The sequence below is a fragment of the Propionibacterium cyclohexanicum genome, assembly GCF_900111365.1.
Taxonomy (GTDB): Bacteria; Actinomycetota; Actinomycetes; order Propionibacteriales; family Propionibacteriaceae; genus Propionibacterium; species Propionibacterium cyclohexanicum.
In genome coordinates this window covers 52,151-67,476 of record NZ_FOGZ01000004.1, presented here as the reverse complement: position 1 = coordinate 67,476, position 15,326 = coordinate 52,151, and the positions used below count along the sequence as shown (strand labels likewise).

At 67.0% G+C, this 15,326-nt stretch carries 9 protein-coding genes; 7 read left to right on the top strand and 2 right to left on the bottom strand.

Going from position 1 to position 15,326, the window contains the following annotated elements:
* Nucleotides 1–189: 189 nt before the first annotated feature.
* Nucleotides 190–1,116 (bottom strand): patatin-like phospholipase family protein, encoded by a 927-nt coding sequence (locus BMX93_RS03160; protein ID WP_091967813.1) that lies wholly within the window; start codon nt 1,114–1,116, stop codon nt 190–192.
* A gap of 203 nt (nt 1,117–1,319) precedes the next feature.
* Between BMX93_RS03160 and glpA the strand changes: the two genes are divergently transcribed.
* The 3 genes from glpA to BMX93_RS03145 all read left to right on the top strand — a co-directional run bounded on the left by glpA (nt 1,320) and on the right by BMX93_RS03145 (nt 5,645).
* Entirely contained in the window at nt 1,320–2,963 is a 1,644-nt protein-coding gene (glpA, locus tag BMX93_RS03155) for an anaerobic glycerol-3-phosphate dehydrogenase subunit GlpA (RefSeq protein WP_091967810.1), read from the top strand.
* The gene (gene glpB, locus BMX93_RS03150; protein WP_091967806.1) at nt 2,963–4,276 is read left to right on the top strand and encodes a glycerol-3-phosphate dehydrogenase subunit GlpB; all 1,314 of its coding nucleotides are present in this window, start codon (nt 2,963–2,965) and stop codon (nt 4,274–4,276) included. The genes glpA and glpB overlap by 1 nt, the downstream gene beginning before the upstream one ends.
* A 64-nt stretch (nt 4,277–4,340) precedes the next feature.
* Nucleotides 4,341–5,645: an anaerobic glycerol-3-phosphate dehydrogenase subunit C gene (locus BMX93_RS03145; protein ID WP_091968027.1), complete on the top strand. Its 1,305-nt coding sequence runs from the start codon at nt 4,341–4,343 to the stop codon at nt 5,643–5,645.
* A gap of 25 nt (nt 5,646–5,670) precedes the next feature.
* Here BMX93_RS03145 and BMX93_RS03140 read toward each other — a convergent pair whose 3' ends face one another.
* On the bottom strand, nt 5,671–6,618 hold the full coding sequence (locus BMX93_RS03140) for a sugar-binding transcriptional regulator (RefSeq protein WP_245725702.1): 948 nt from the start codon (nt 6,616–6,618) through the stop codon (nt 5,671–5,673).
* 98 nt (nt 6,619–6,716) lie between these two features.
* On the opposite strand from BMX93_RS03140, the gene BMX93_RS03135 reads away from it, so the two are divergent.
* The 4 genes from BMX93_RS03135 to BMX93_RS03120 all read left to right on the top strand — a co-directional run bounded on the left by BMX93_RS03135 (nt 6,717) and on the right by BMX93_RS03120 (nt 15,219).
* On the top strand, nt 6,717–7,652 hold the full coding sequence (locus BMX93_RS03135; RefSeq protein ID WP_091967803.1) for an AEC family transporter: 936 nt from the start codon (nt 6,717–6,719) through the stop codon (nt 7,650–7,652).
* A 77-nt stretch (nt 7,653–7,729) separates the two neighbouring features.
* The gene (locus BMX93_RS03130) at nt 7,730–10,219 is read left to right on the top strand and encodes a phosphoketolase family protein (protein ID WP_218139202.1); all 2,490 of its coding nucleotides are present in this window, start codon (nt 7,730–7,732) and stop codon (nt 10,217–10,219) included.
* A gap of 74 nt (nt 10,220–10,293) precedes the next feature.
* Nucleotides 10,294–14,316 carry an ATP-dependent RNA helicase HrpA gene (gene hrpA / locus BMX93_RS03125; RefSeq protein WP_091967797.1) on the top strand — a complete coding sequence of 1,341 codons (4,023 nt, stop codon included), beginning with the start codon at nt 10,294–10,296 and terminating at the stop codon, nt 14,314–14,316.
* A gap of 30 nt (nt 14,317–14,346) precedes the next feature.
* A complete protein-coding gene (locus tag BMX93_RS03120) occupies nt 14,347–15,219 on the top strand; it encodes an acyl-CoA thioesterase (RefSeq protein WP_091967794.1) in 873 nt (290 codons plus the stop codon).
* Nucleotides 15,220–15,326 lie beyond the last annotated feature (107 nt).

The following is a 15,326-nucleotide window of genomic DNA, read 5'->3' as shown; positions in this document are numbered from 1 at the left end:
GTGCCCATCGGGGGTGACGGTGCCAACAGCCTTGAGCTGGGGGCGCCGTCACTCCTGTTTGCGTGCACGTGCACCTGACGATGGCATTCTCGTCGAGTTGCTGGGGTGGCGCTATAGTGCCGTGCGGCCGTACTGGCGCCTTACCGCCTCGGTTATTGCCCAGTTCCCGTGGGCCATCGGTGGTGCAGGTCATCGGAATTGCGCGAAGGAGTCCACGCCCAGGAACTGGGCTATTCCCGCCAGCTCCTGGTGGGCCTGGGCCTTCCCCGCCGCGAAACTGGCACGCAGCGCCGCCAGCCGTCTCTCGGTGCTGGCGACCTGCATCGTGTGCGGCACGAAGAGATAGGCCTGTCCACCGGATTCGAGATCGAACAATTCCTCGCGTATCCGGTTGTAGCGGGCAGGTCTGGTGGCCAAGGCTTCGGTGATGGCAGGATGACGACGAAACAGGCGGGAGAGGAAACGCAGCTGCGAGGCCCTCATGGGGGGTTTGCGGTAGTCGCGGGGCCGGGTGAGCACCACCAGGAATTTCGTGAATCCGGCCTCCTGCGCACGGGGCAGTGCGATACCGGCTCCCGGGCCGAGCGCCCCATCGACGTAGTCGATGCCGTTGATGGTGACCATCGGCATGAGCCCCGGCATCGTCGAGGAGGCCCTGACCTGCCGTACCAGAGCTGCTGCGCTCGCTGCGTCACGCCTGGTGAACCACTGCTCCTCACCGGTATCGGCACGGAATGCACCGATATGAGTCGCAGCGGGATTGGCGGAATAGGTCGCGTAGTCGAAGGGCAATACCTGCCCGGGCAGATAGCTCTGTTCGTAGATGTACTCCGCGTTGAACCAGCCGTGGCCCCGCAGCATGCTCACCGGTCCACCGAACCTCGGGTCCGCGGCGAAGTCCACGAAACTGACGGCCGCGCGGTGAATGTCGCGGGAGACATAGTTCACTGTGTTGCTCGACCCCGCCGAGATGCCGGCCACCCAGTTCACATGGATCTGTGTACGGAGCATCGCGCAGACCAGGGCACTCGTATAGCTGGCGCGCATCCCGCCGCCCTCGAAGATGAGAGCAGTATCGGTGACATTGCTGTACAGCTCATGGGGCAGCGGATCCATGGCCCCCAGTGTCGCGCAACCGAGCGCGCATCGGGGAACAGGACCGAGCCGATGGAACCGGACGAGGCCATGGCGTCATCCGTGTGCGGGAGCCCATCGGCTCGTGCACATCTGTGCGTGCGGCGCGACGGCGCCGCGGTGGACGTCTAGCGTAGGAGCCAGCCAGCGCCGCACCGAGGCGGCGAATGTACCAGGGGGTAACAATGGCGGACTTTTCAGTGGATGTCGTCGTCGTCGGCGGCGGCGCCACCGGGGTCGGGGTGGCCAGGGATGCGGCAATGCGAGGGCTGGATGTCGTCCTGCTAGAGCGTGCTGACCTCGCCCAGGGCACAACGGGCCGGTATCACGGCCTGCTGCACTCCGGGGGCCGTTATGTGGTCTCCGATCCGGAATCGGCGCGTGAATGCGCCCAGGAGAACGCCATCGTGACACGCATCCACGCCGATGCGGTCGAGCAGACCGGAGGGCTGTTCGTCGTGACACCGGAGGATTCCGAGGACTACGCCGACGGCTTTCTCGCGGCGGCCCACGCCGCCACGGTCCCGGCCGAGGAGATCTCGGTCTCCCAGGCGCTGGCGCGCGAACCGAGGCTCAATCCGGGTATCAAACGCGCATTCGCCGTCTTCGACGGCACTGTCGACGGCTGGCAGATGGTCTGGGGGGCGGCCGAGTCGGCCAGGGAGCACGGCGCCACGATTCTGAGCTACCACCGCCTCACTCGGATTCATCGCGAAAATGGTCGGGTGGTCGGCGTGAGCTGCCACGACGTGAAGAACGACCGGGAACTGTCGATCGACTGCCGTTTCGTCATCAACGCGGCCGGGGCCTGGGCCGGGCAGGTGGCGGCCATGGCGGGCTGCCACGACGTTCAGGTGGTGCCCGGCCGGGGGATCATGATCGCGATGAACCACAGGCTGGTCAATACCGTTGTCAACCGGTGTATCCGCCCGGCCGACGGGGACATCCTCGTTCCAGTGCACACTGTCTCGATAATTGGTACTACCGATGTCAAGGCGCCCGACCCGGACCGGCTAGCCATCCCGCGCGCCGAGGTCCAGCAGATGCTGGATGCCGGCGAGGCCCTCGTCCCGGGATTCCGCGAAGCCCGCGCCGTCCATGCCTGGTCAGGTGCTCGTCCGCTCGTCAAGGACACCCGCGTCGCGGCCGGCGATACCCGCCACATGAGCCGCGGCATGGCCGTCATCGACCACCGGGAACGTGACGGGCTGGCCGGGCTGTTCAGCATCAGCGGCGGCAAGCTCACCACCTACCGGCTCATGGCTCAGCGCATCGTCGATGAGATGTGCGCCCAGATGGGTGAACAACGAGCATGCACCACAGCCGACGAGGCAGTTCCTGCCGCCGTGGGCAGTCCCACTTATCGGGTGACCCACCGGCTCGCCGAACGAGAGCAGGCCTGGCAACGCGATCAGATCGTCTGCGAGTGCGAGCTGATGAGCCGCTCCGCCTTCGTCGACCTGCTTGCGGCAGAGCCATTGGCCACCCTCGACGACCTGAGACGACGGCTGAGGATCGGGATGGGGCCATGCCAGGGCGGCTTCTGTTCGACCAGGGCGGCCGGGCTGCTGTGCTCGCAGGGCCAGACCGACGCGCCGACCGCCACCATCGAGCTACGCGAGTTCCTCAAGCACCGCTGGATCGGGCTGTGGCCGATCCTGGCCGGTGCGCAGGTACGCCAGAATGCGCTCGACGAGTGGATCGCGAGGGGAACCCTCGACATTGACCACGCGCCCGGACAGGCCGATCCTCCCGAGCGCTTCCCGATCGGAGCGCCGCGCCACGATGGCCAGCCGGCTGGATCCGAGCAGAAGGCGGAGGTGGCCTGATGCGCGACGTCGTCGTTGTGGGAGCAGGACTGACTGGGCTAGTGGCGTCCATCCGGCTGCGCCGGGCGGGCCTTGAGGTCACACTCGTGCACCAGGGAATCGGGGGCCTCCAGCTCGGGCAGGGCACGATCGACGTGCTCGGCTACCGGCCCGAGAGGGTGGCCAGGCCGCTGGACGAACTCGCCGATTTCCTGGCAGCACAGGAGCGGCAAGGAGGCCCCAGTCATCCCTATGCGGTGACCGGGCCCGAGGCGATCACCGAGGGAGTCGGCTTCCTGTCACAGCTCGTCGGGCCGCAGCTGCTGGTGGGCGATGTCCACACGAATGTGGCGCTGCCCACTGCCATCGGGGCACTGCGTCCGACCAGCCTCTACCAGCCGAGCATGGCCGATGGCCTGGTCAGTCTCGACCCCGCTGAGCCCGGTGCGCTGCACGCGGGATGCCGGGTTGTGGTCGTCGGCATCGATGAGTTGAAGGACTTCCCGGCGCAGCTCATCGCCGGGAACTTGGCAGCCACCGATCTGCCGGATGGCGGGCGGCTCAGCACGCGAGCTGCCCAGGTGTCCTTTCCGGCGCGCGGGTCTGAGGTCGACTCCACGGGCCTCAATATCGCCCGGGCCCTCGACGACCCTGCGCGGCGCAGCGAATTCGCCCGGGTGCTCAGCGCGGTCGTCGAGCCGGGGGAGACGGTGGCCCTGCCCGCCGTGCTGGGCATCGAGGATGCCCGGGCCTTCCCCGAGTTGCGAGCCCAACTCGGCACTGCACTGTTCGAGATTCCGCTACCACCACCGGGTGTGCCGGGGATGCGGATCAACGAAAAGCTCACTCGGATCGCCCGGGCCGAACGGGTGGAGATCATCTCCGGCAGCGCGCTCACCGGGATCACGGCCGAGGCGGACCGGGTCAGCGAGGTCATCGTCGCCACCAGCGGGCACGACACCCACATTCCCGCCCGCGCGGTGCTGCTTGCGCCCGGCGGTTTCGAGTCCGGCGCCCTGCGCCTCGATTCCTACCAGCAGCTGTCCGAGCCGATCCTCGATCTGCCCGTCGCCCGTCCCAGCGGCGAGCTGATCAACGACTCCTGGGCCCGCGAACAGCCGCTGTTCCGCGCCGGGCTTGCCACCGACACCGACATGGTGGTGCTCGATCCCCGCACCGGAGGGCCCGTCCATCGAAATCTCCACGCCGCCGGCGGAATCCTGGCTGGGGCCCAGCGGTGGGATGAGAAGTCCGGGGAGGGCATTGCGCTTGCCAGCGCAATGCGGGCCTGTGAGGCCATCGTCGCTCGTTGTGAGGAGAAGGACCATGACTGAAACCCGTCGTCTGGATGCGTCGACCCGACAGCCCACCCAGGCCTGGTCGGGCAACGGCTCGGATATGTCGGTGTGGGAACACCTCAGGAAGGCGAGCCCGCGTCTCAACCACAATCCCAACAGTTACGAGGCTCAGCAGCTCAATCGGGTCTCCCTCGACCAGTGCGTCAAGTGCACCATCTGCGAGACGCAGTGCCCGGTGGCCCGCGTCACCGAGCTGTTCAGCGGACCCAAGTACGTCGGTCCCCAGGCGGAACGTTTCCGCAACGGCGAGTCGGTCGACCATACCCTGGACTACTGCTCCAGTTGCGGCATCTGCACCCTTGCGTGCCCTCAAGGGGTACGCGTCGCCGAGATCAATTCCATGGCCAGGGCGGTCATGAAGCAGGGCCACATGCCGCTGCGCGACCGGCTCATCACCCAGACCACCCTTGAGGGCAAGCTCATGACGCCCATCGCACCGGTGGCGAACTGGGCGCTTCGCCGCAAGCCGATCCGGGTGGCGGTCGAGAAGGTGGTGGGCGTGCACCGCGACGCCCCCATGCCGGTGGCACAGCGCCAGACCGTGCAGGGCTGGCTCAAGCATCGGAGTGGCCCCACCCCCCGGCGGTCCGACCAGCCCGCCCGCGGCCCGGTGATCTTCTTCACCGGCTGTGCCGGTGCCTACTTCGAGGTGGAGACCTCCAAGAAGACCATTGAGGTGCTCGAATACCTCGGCTTCGATGTCATCGTGCCCAAGCAAGGCTGCTGCGGCCTGGCCGAGCAGTCCAACGGCCTGTTCGATGGCGCGCGCGCGAAGATCCGCGCGCTGTGCGAGCAGCTGTCTGCGGCAGGCCGTGAGCCCACCATCGTCTCGAGTTCCGGCTCGTGCGCAGGGATGGTCAAGCACGAGGCCCACGAGATCATGGGCGTCGAGGACCCCCAGGTGCTCGACGTCGGCGCCAGGCTGCGCGAGACGAGCGAGTTCCTGCTCGATCTGTACGACCACGGGCAGTTGCCGACCGATTTCCGGCGCATAGACAGCCGCTTCGTCTACCACGCCCCCTGCCAGCTCAAGGCCCAGGGCATGGGCATGCCCGCCATCCGGCTCATGGAGCTGGTGCCAGGGGTCCAGGTCGTGGAGTCCGACGAGAACTGCTGTGGAATCGCAGGCACCTACGGATTGAAGAAGGAGAAGTACGAGATCGCCCAAGCCGTCGGTCGCCCGCTCTTCGAGAAGATCAAGGCCACGAACAAGGAGTTCGCGGTCTGCGACACCGAGACCTGCCGTTGGCAGATCCGCGAGGGATCGGGCGCCAAGACCGTGCACCCCATCCATCTGATCCACGCAGCCTACGGTTTGTCCGAGATCGACTCGCCCCAGGTCTGAGCCGGCGCGGGCGAAGGAACAGAGCTCACAGCAACTCGAGCAGCGCGTTGGCGGTCTGGACGTCGACGATGAGTTCGGTCATGACCTTCGCCCGCAGCGCCGCGAGCAGGGGAAGTGCCTTTCCCGAACCGGCGACGACACAGATCCGGCGTGGGATGCGCCGCAGCTGGTTCGGCGTCGGGCCTGAGGCCCGGGCATTGAGCTCGATGTCGGCCCACGACCCATCGCTGCGCAAGAGCACGGTGCACACATCACCCACCACGTGATCTGCCGCCAGTCCGGCGCGTTCGTGGGCGGTCAGGTAACCCGACGAGTACACATGGCTCGGCAGCTCACTCGTGAGCGAGCCCACGCTGAACACCGCCAGCCCGCATTGCTCCTGGGCTGCGCGCACCCTGATGATCGATCGTTCGCGCCACAGGGCCTCACGGGTGCTCGCATAGTCGAAGAAGGCCGGCACGGGGAACAGGATCGAGTCGGCGTCGAAGGCGTGTGCGAAGCTCGACATGATGTTGGACACATAGTCGATACCGGTGGTGCGGTCATTGGCGGCACCGTTGAGCTGGACCAGGGTGCAGCCCGCCACCGGATGCGCCACGAGGTGAGTCGCGACCGCCGCCAGCGTGGTCCCCCAGGCGAGGCCCACCATCGTATTGTCGACCACGGCATCGCTGATGAAACTGGCGGCGACCTTGGAAACCCGGTCGAGGCGGGCAACCTCGCTGACCGAGTCGCGCATCGTCACGATGTGCGCCGTGATACCGAACAGGCGCTCGATGGTCGACTCCAGGCGCGAGGACGCCGCGTCGGGAGGATTCAGCGTGATCCGCACCAGACCGGATTGGCGGGCCTGCTTGAGGTGGCGCGAGACGGTGGAGCGGGAGACGTCGAGCTGACGGGCGATGGCCTCCATGGACTCACCCTGGATGTAGTACAGCAGCGCGGCCCGGTACAGGTCGTCATGATGTGCCAACTGGCTCTCCACTCTCGCGTCGTTCCAGCTTAGGGGACTGCTGCCACCTGATGTGGGTCCATCCTCGCCGCTGCCCCGAATGCGTACACTCACAGTCCGTGTTCGACGTGCTCAGCGGATTCGTCACCATCTGGGTGGTGATCGGCGTGGGCGTGCTCGTGGCCCGGCTCGGGGTGCTCGACGAGTCGGCGGAGAAGGTGCTCAACCGGCTCGCGTTCGCGGTGGGAATGCCCTCGCTCATGTTCGTCACCCTGTCCCGGGCCAACGCATCACGGATCTTCAGTACCAATGTGCTCGTCGGCCTCATCGCAGTCGGCGTGTCGATCCTGGCCTATCTGCTTGCCAGCTACCTGCGCCCGCGCGCCAGCACCGGCCATCGGGTGATCGGCGCGTTCTGCGCCTGCTATGTCAATGCGAACAACATGGGCATACCCATCTCGGCATATGTGATGAAGGACACCAGCTGGGTTGCCCCTTTGCTGCTCATGCAGCAAGGGCTCATGCAACCGATCGGACTGAGCATCCTCGATCTTCTCGAGACCCGGCGCGCAGGGCGGGCGAGCTCGTGGCTGCGAAACATGACCACACCGCTGCGCAATCCGATGACGCTCGGGGTGCTGCTCGGCCTGGTCTTCAACCTTGCCCACCTGCCGGTGCCTCGGCTGGTGGGCGACAGCCTGGACCTGCTCGGCGGTCTCGCCGTGCCCTGCATGCTCATCGCCTACGGAATCTCCTTGCGCAATGGTCTGCACTTCCACCTCGACGAGGGTGCCGAGACCTTGTACCTGTGCGTCCTCAAGCTGTTCGTTCAGCCGCTCGCGGCCCTGGCGTTCGCCTGGTTGCTGGGCTTGGATCAGGCCACTGCGCTGGCCGCCGTGGTGCTGGCGGCCCTGCCCACTGCCCAGAATGTCTTCGTCTTCTCCTCGCGCTACGGCATCGCGCAGCGCCTGTGTCGCGATGTGATCCTCATCACCACGCTCTGCTCGATCGTGACGATCGCCGGCTTCGTGGCTCTGGTTCACCTCATCTGGTGATCCGGGGCCATGGCGGGAATCCGGGGCTCTCACGGATGGTCCGGCCGGGTCTTGCCGGGGTTGTTAGTTTCATGGTTATGACCTCAGAAACACTGTCCACGGTCCCTCCTCTGAGCCTCGAAGAACTCCATTCGGTCGACGCCTGGTGGCGCGCCTGCAATTACCTCGTTGTCGGCCAGATCTACCTTCAGGAGAATCCCCTGCTGAAGCGCAGCCTGGAGCCCGAAGACATCAAGCCCCGGCTGCTCGGGCACTGGGGGACCAGCACCGGTCTCGCCTTCATCTACGCGCACCTCAACAGGCTCATCCGCCACACCGGGCAGGACTGCATCTATCTGGCCGGTCCAGGTCACGGAGGCCCGGCGCTGGTCGCGGCTGGCTACCTGGAGGGGGGCTACACCGAGGTCTATCCCCGAGTGACGCGCGACGAGGAGGGCATGCGCCGGCTGTTCCGCCAGTTCTCCGCTCCGGGCGGCATCCCCTCTCATGCCTCGGTCACCACGCCCGGATCCATTCACGAGGGCGGTGAACTGGGATATGTGCTCTCGCATGCCTTCGGCGCCGTCTTCGACAATCCCGAACTGCTCGCGGTGGCCGTCGTTGGCGACGGCGAGGCCGAAACCGGCCCGCTGGAGGGCGGCTGGAAGGGGATCAGCTTCCTCAACCCTCAACGTGACGGCGCCGTGCTGCCGATCTTGCACCTCAATGGTGCCAAGATCGCCAGCCCCACCGTCCAGGCACGCAAGGACCCGGCTGAGCTGGAGGCCCTCTACGAGGGGCACGGGTATGAGGTCGTATGGGTCGAGGGCGACGACCTTCCGTGGATGCACGAGCGCTTCGCGTCCGCGCTGGCCTACTGCTACGAGCGGATCAGACAGATCCAGCAGCTGGCGCGAAGCGACGAGTGGGACGGGCAGCGACCGGACTGGCCGATGATCATCCTGCGCACCCCCAAGGGCTGGACCGGACCGAAGATCGTGGACGGTAACCAGGTGGAAGGAACCTGGCGTGCCCACCAGGTGCCGCTGGCCCAGGTGCGCGACAACGCCGGGCACCGTGCGCAACTCGAGGCGTGGATGCGCTCTTATCGCATCGACGAGCTGTTCAACCCCGATGGCAGCCCCACCGATCTCGTGCTGGCGAACAATCCGGCAGGGGACAAGCGGATGAGTGCCACGCCCTACGCCAATGGCGGCAAGATCTCGGTTGACCTCGACCTCCCCGAATACCGCGACTACGCCGTCGACGTGGACCCCGGACAGCGCGGCGCCGAGCAGATTGAGTCCACTCGCAAGCTCGGGGAATACATGCGCGACATCTACCGGCGCAATCCCACGAACTTCCGGCTGTTCTGCCCCGATGAGGCCAACTCCAACCGCCTCGGCGCCGTCTTCGAGGCCACGGACCGTGCCTTCGCCGAGCGCACCGACATTCTCGACGTCAAGCTGTCGAACTCAGGACGCGTCATGGAGGTGCTCTCCGAGCACAACTGTCACGGCTGGCTCGACGGCTACACGCTCACCGGGCGCCACGGCCTGTTCGCCACCTACGAGGCCTTCGCCATGGTCTCGGCATCCATGACCATGCAGCAGGCGAAGTGGCTCGAAGAGGCCTATCACCTGGAGTGGCGCGAGAAGGTGCCCAGCACGAACATCCTGCTGAGCTCGACCTGCTGGCGCAATGACCACAACGGCTTCAGTCACCAGAGCCCAGAACTCATCTCGGTGGTCCTCAACCTTCGGGGCACGGTCAGCCGGATTTTCCTGCCCCCGGATGCGAACTGCCTGCTCGAAGTCTCCGAACACTGTCTGCGCTCCCGTAGCTATGTCAACCTCATCATCCAGGACAAGCAGCCCCAGCCTCAGTGGCTGACCATCGACGAGGCGGTCGAGCACTGCACGAAAGGCTACGGGATCTGGGACTGGGCCGGCACGGAAGACCTCGGGAGGGAGAAGCCCGACATCGTCCTGGCCTGTGCCGGGGATGTCGTGACGATGGAGGCGGTCGCTGCCGCCGAGATCCTCAAGGCCCGACTTCCCGAGCTGAAGGTGCGCTTCGTCAATGTCGTGGATCTCATGTGCCTGTTCCGCCCCAAGGATCACCCCCACGGTATGAGCACCAAGGCCTTCACCGAGACCTTCACCGACGACGTCGACGTGGTCTTCGCCTTCCACGGCTACCCGGGTGCGATCCACCAGCTTGTGCACGGCCGCCCGAATCCCGACCGCTTCCGTGCCCGCGGATTCCGTGAGCAGGGCACCACCACCACGCCCTTCGACATGGTGGTCCGCAACAACGTCGACCGCTACCACCTCGTGATGGACTGCCTCAACAACGCATGGCAGACACCCAAGGGCAGCCATGAGCTGTACCGCTGGTGCGAGGACCAGCTCCGCCGCCACGCGGACTACATCGTGGAGAACCTGGAGGACATGCCCGAGATCCGTGACTGGCGGCTGGGCGGGGATGCGTCCGGTGCGCTCCCGCTTCCCCAGGAGCCTGAGCCGCGCACCAGCGAACAGACCCAGGAACAGGGCGAGGACATCGCCGTGCCTCCGGCCGACTGAGCTGCCCGCCGACCGGGCAGTTCGCGAGGCGGCCGTTCCGGAATGCTTCTGGGTGCAACTAGGCTTGCCCAGTCATGACTTCCGACGAGCCAGCCGCTGAGAGGTCCCGGCCGCAGCCCGTCGGCGGCCAGGACCCGGATCGCAGACGGCGTGCAGCGCATCCGGCGCGGGTACCTGACAGGCTCTCGCAGGCAGAAGCGCGACAGCCCGCCGAACCGGTCATCAGCTACGATCCGGCCCTGCCGATCAGCGCCCACGTCGAACAGATCGGCGCATTGCTCGCCGACCACCAGGTACTCGTGGTGGCCGGCGAGACCGGTTCGGGAAAGACCACCCAGATACCCAAGATCTGCCTCCAGCTGGGCAGGCGACGGATCGGCCACACCCAGCCGCGCCGGATTGCTGCACGAACGGTGGCCGAGCGGCTGGCCGAGGAGTTGCAGGTCCCGCTGGGCGAGACGGTTGGCTATCAGGTGCGTTTCACTCGACAGTCCTCGCGCCAGACGCGGGTCAAGGTGATGACCGACGGCGTGATGCTCGCTGAGATCAACCACGACCGGCTCCTGCGCCGTTACGACACGATCATCATCGACGAAGCGCACGAGCGCAGCCTCAACATCGACTTCCTGCTCGGCTATCTCAAGCAGTTGCTGCCCAGCCGGCCCGATCTCAAGGTGATCATCACCTCGGCCACGATCGACACCCAGCGATTCGCCGAGCACTTCGCCGACGAGCAGGGCCGCCCGGCACCGATCGTGGAGGTGTCCGGGCGGACCTTCCCCGTAGAGGTGCGCTACCGCCCGGTGGCAGCCGACACCGCCGACCACGGTGAAGACCAGGACATGGCTGCCGGGATCGTGGCGGGATTGCGGGAGCTCGGACCCAGCGGCGATGTGCTCGTCTTCCTGTCCGGCGAGCGTGAGATCCGTGAGGCTGCCCGCGCCATCGAGGGAGCCAGGTTCACCGGGCTGGAGGTGTTGCCGCTGTTCGCCCGTCTCTCGGCGGCCGAGCAGCACCGCGTCTTCGCACCGCACGCCACCCGCAGGGTCGTGCTGGCCACCAATGTCGCCGAGACCTCGCTCACGGTGCCGGGGATCCGCAGTGTCATCGACACCGGCCTCGCCCGTATCTCGCGCTATTCCGCCCGCACGAAGGTGCAGCGGCTGCCCATCGAGCCGATCAGCCGGGCCAGCGCGGACCAGCGGGCCGGACGCTGCGGACGCGTGGCACCAGGGGTGTGCATACGCCTGTACTCCCAGGACGACTACGCCTCGCGTCCCGAATTCACCGAACCTGAGATTCTGCGCACCAATCTCGCGTCGGTGATCCTCAAGATGGCACAGGCCGAACTCGGCGACATCGCCACCTTCCCGTTCGTGGAGGCCCCCGATCGCGTGCAGGTCGGCGACGGCCTGCGCCTGCTCGACGAGCTGGGCGCCCTGCGGCCCGGGGATCGGCGCCATCCCCGGCTCACCGACATAGGACGCCAACTCGCCGAACTCCCCCTGGACCCCAGACTTGGCCGGATGCTCATCGAGGCAGGACGGCTGGGCTGCCTGCGCGAGGTGGAGGTGATCGTCTCGGCGCTGGCCATCCAGGATGTGCGCGAACGTCCGGCGGAAGAGCGGCAGAAGGCCGATCAGTTGCACCGACGCTTCTTCAGCGACGAGATCCTCTCCGGACAGCCCGCGCCGAACAGCATCGGGACAACGGGTTCGCCGGCGCGCTACAGCGTGCACGAGGGCCGTCGCGGGGAGTTCGGCGCACGGGAGCAACCCGGTGAGGGCGGCGACCTGTGGGCCATCTGGCGGCTGTGGCGCTACCTTGGCGCGCAACGCAAGGCCTTGTCCGGCAACCAGTTCCGGCGCCTGTGCCGCGCGGAGTACATCAACTTCCTGCGGGTCCGCGAATGGCAGGACCTGCACACCCAGATCCGCCGTATCGACGACGAGCTGGGGGTGACCCGCAACCGCGAGCCGGCCAGCGTCGAGGGGGCGCTCACTGGGATCCTTGCGGGCCTGCTCTCCCACGTCGGCCTGGCCGAGCACGACAAAGCCGAGGCGAAGCAGAGCCATCGCGGGCGCAGACAGCGCAAGGGACCCCAGGAGTATCTCGGTGCCCGCGGCGCTCATTTCGCCATCCAGCCCGGATCGGCACTGAGCTCGCATCCACCCGAACTGGTGATGGCCGTCGAACTGGTGGAGACCAGCCGGCTGTGGGCGCGTACCTGTGCCCAGATCCAGTCGGAATGGATTGAGCAGGTGGGCGCCCACCTGCTCAAGCACAGCTACTCCGAACCGCACTGGTCGAGCTCCACCGCCGGCGTGCTGGCCTACGAGAAGGTCAGCCTCTACGGCATTCCGGTGATCGCCAGGCGACTGGTCGACTATGGGCGCATCGATGCGGCACAGGCCCGCGAGATCTTCATCCGGACCGGGCTGGTCGAGCAGTCCTGGGTTCCCGATGAGCGCCGCGGCGAGCACGCCTTCCTGCAGCGTAACCGGCAGGTGCGCCAGGAGATCGAGGAACTGGAGGAGCGCACCCGGCGCCGTGACCTGCTCGTCGACGATCAGACCATCTTCGACTTCTACGACGCTCGCATCCCTTCCCAGGTGCACTCCGCCGCCACCTTCGACGCCTGGTGGGCACACACCGAGGACCACAGCCTGCTCGACCTGCACCATGGCGATCTGGTGCGCGACGATGCCGACACCGTGGAGGCCACCGACTTCCCCGACCAGTGGCAGGTAGGGAACCTTACGCTCCCGGTGAGCTATGTCTTCGAGCCCGGGTCGGGCTCCGACGGTGTCACGGTCAGCGTGCCCCTGGCCGAACTGAACCAGCTTTGTCCCCAGACCTTCAGCTGGCAGGTGCCCGGACTGCGCACCGAGCTGGCCACCGAGCTCATCCGGACCCTGCCCAAGCCGGTGCGCATCCAGCTGGTGCCCGCTCCCGACCGGGCACGCCAGGCGCTGCGCTGGCTGCGCGCGCACGACCCCGACCATGGGGCCTGGTTCCATGAGGAGCTCGGACGCGCCCTGGCGGCCACCACCGGAGTCCTGGTCGATTCGGCCGACTGGGCACCGGAGCAGGTACCCGGACATCTGCGGGTCAGCTTCCGGGTGAGCGACCGGGCGAAGCAGGCGCACGTCAGCAAGGACCTGGCCGGCCTCCAGCACCAGCTCACCGACCATGTCTCACAGACCCTCACACGGCAGGCCTCGGCCACGGACCGGACCGGCTACACGAGCTGGACCTTCGGGCCGCTGGCCAGGACCCAGCAGTTCAGCGATCGCGGGATCACTGCGGTCGGCCACCCGGCCTTGCGCGACGACGGCGATTCTGTGGCTGTCGTCGTGCTCGACACCGCCGAGCATGCCGAACGCTCACATGCGGCCGGGGTGCGCCGGCTGCTCGTGCTCACCACTCCCGATCCCACCCGGTGGGTCGTCTCCCATCTGGGCAACCAGGAGAAGCTGTGGTTGGGAAACAGTCCCTATGGCTCGATCGGCGAACTGCTGGCCGATGCCCGGCTCAAGACGGTCGACCGTGCCGCCCGGGGCTTCACCGAGATCGCGGGGATCCGCGACGCCGCGGCCTTCGAGGCGCTGGCACTCCAGGTGCGCCAGGTGCAGGCCGACATGATGCGACAGGTGGTTTCGGTGGCTGCGAGCGCGCTGGAGAACGCTCAGCGGGTGCGTTCCGCACTCGAAGGGGCACCCGCGCCGGCCGCGGAGGACGTCGCCGCGCAGCTCGACAACCTCGTCTTCCCGGCGTTCATCTCGTTCACCCGTGACCCCTGGTACGACCATCTGCCGCGTTATCTCGCGGCCGCCGCCCAGCGCCTGGACGCGGCCCGGGCCAATCCCGCTCATGACGAGCGAGTGCGCGCCGGCCTGGACGAGCTGTGTGCCGAGTACGACGAGCTGTGCCAGGCCTGTCCGCCCGGACCGCTTCCCGACGAGGTCGACGACATCGGATTCCTCATCGAGGAGCTGCGGGTGCAGACCTTCGCCCAGAGATTGCGTACCGCTGTGAGCGTCTCGCCCCAGCGCATCCGCAAGGCCATCAGGGCCGCGGCCGAGCAGCTGGCGTGATCGGCGCCGCAGTCGTGGCACAGTGGGGTCATGCCTGCCACTACCGCTGAACTGGTCGATCTGCTTCGTCTCGAAGCGGCCCCTGACAAGGTCTTCGTCGGACGTCACCCTCGGACCACGATGCAGCGCACCTACGGTGGCCAAGTGTTGGCCCAGGCCCTCATGGCGGCCTACGGAACCGTGGCCCCCGATCGAGTGGCGCACTCGCTGGACGCCTACTTCATCCGCCCCGGGGACGCCCACCATGACATCGAGTACGAGGTGGAGGCCCTGCGAGACGGCGGCGCATTCTCCTCACGGCGGGTCACGGCAGTACAGGACGGCCGGGCCATCTTCGCGATGTCCTCGTCCTTCCATGTCCTGGAGCCAGGCCTTGACCACGGAGATCCCGAGCCGGTGGGGGTTCCAGGCCCCCAGGACTGCCGTCCGTTCATCGACGTCGCGCAGGAGCGCTACGGAAACGGAGCGCTGTGGCACGAGTGGGATGCCCTTGAGGTGCGCTTCGCGGGCGACTCCAGCGACGGCGGCGGCATCGAACCGGCCAATCATCGGGCACATATGCGGGTCTGGGTGAGAACCACCGACCCGCTGCCCGACGAGATCGGCATTCACCAGGCGATCCTGGCCTATCTGTCCGATCTCACATTGCTGTCGGTGTCCACGATTCCCCACAATGTCGCATTCCTGTCCCAGCAGCTGCAGATCGCCAGCATCGACCACGTCATGTGGTTCCATCGCCGTCCGCGCGCGGACCAGTGGCTGCTCTACGACATGCTCTCGCCCTCGGCCAGCAATTCGCTGGGGCTGTCCACCGGGCGGCTCTTCCAGGACGGACGCCTCATCGCCTCCTGCGCCCAGGAGGGGCTCATCAGGGTGGTCAAGGACCGTCCGGCACTGACCTGAGACAGCTGGCGGGGGAATTCGCATGGCCGCTCGTGTTGCTGCGCAACGATGCGCAGCAACACGAGCGGGGTCCGGGACTCGAGTCCCGGACCCCGCTCGGCAGTCGG

Excerpts from the sequence above, each read along its gene's own strand:
- BMX93_RS03160 (WP_091967813.1), bottom strand. The coding sequence starts at position 1,116 with ATGGATCCGCTGCCCCATGAGCTGTACAGCAATGTCACCGATACTGCT.
- glpA (WP_091967810.1), top strand. The coding sequence starts at position 1,320 with ATGGCGGACTTTTCAGTGGATGTCGTCGTCGTCGGCGGCGGCGCCACC.
- glpB (WP_091967806.1), top strand. The coding sequence starts at position 2,963 with ATGCGCGACGTCGTCGTTGTGGGAGCAGGACTGACTGGGCTAGTGGCG.
- BMX93_RS03145 (WP_091968027.1), top strand. The coding sequence starts at position 4,341 with ATGTCGGTGTGGGAACACCTCAGGAAGGCGAGCCCGCGTCTCAACCAC.
- BMX93_RS03130 (WP_218139202.1), top strand. The coding sequence starts at position 7,730 with ATGACCTCAGAAACACTGTCCACGGTCCCTCCTCTGAGCCTCGAAGAA.
- hrpA (WP_091967797.1), top strand. The coding sequence starts at position 10,294 with ATGACTTCCGACGAGCCAGCCGCTGAGAGGTCCCGGCCGCAGCCCGTC.
- BMX93_RS03120 (WP_091967794.1), top strand. The coding sequence starts at position 14,347 with ATGCCTGCCACTACCGCTGAACTGGTCGATCTGCTTCGTCTCGAAGCG.